General features: G+C 57.3%; 1 protein-coding gene. It reads right to left on the reverse strand.

Features of this window, described 5'->3' with window-relative positions; all coding sequences use genetic code 11:
- Positions 1–266: hypothetical protein (locus LPA54_RS39495; protein WP_228985221.1), on the reverse strand; the 266-nt coding region annotated here is incomplete at its 3' end.
- Positions 267–433: the final 167 nt, after the last annotated feature.

Genomic DNA, 433 nt, shown 5'->3' on the forward strand with positions numbered 1-433 from the left:
TCGAAGGCCGCGTAGTTGGCACCACCCACCGCGAAGTAGGCGGCTGCGAGGACCGCGTGTGTCTTCTCAGCGTTCCTCGCCAGGGAAACCAAGCTCTTTTCAAGGGATTCCCTTGAGGCCACAAGGTCCAGAGGATTGACGGAGTCCACTACCTCCCGGGCCCAAGCGGCCTTCCCGGCCGGTTCGAGTTCAATTGCAGCCGTAAGGTCGATCCAGCCGTCTGGAAAGTCCAGCCGACAGGTCCAGTCATCAATACCAACCGTCACGCTGATCTCCTAGAAAGCGGGCCGAGTGTTTTCGTCGAGGTAGATGTTTCCGCCGGTCATAGCATATCCGACGCCAGTCAGGAGGTTGACCTTTCCTACGACGCCGTTCAATCCTGGAATCTGTGAGAAATTATCCGCCAGAGGTTTGATTGACTTCAGCTTGGAGG

It is taken from the genome of Streptomyces sp. DH12 (assembly GCF_020873895.1).
Classification (GTDB): domain Bacteria; phylum Actinomycetota; class Actinomycetes; order Streptomycetales; family Streptomycetaceae; genus Streptomyces.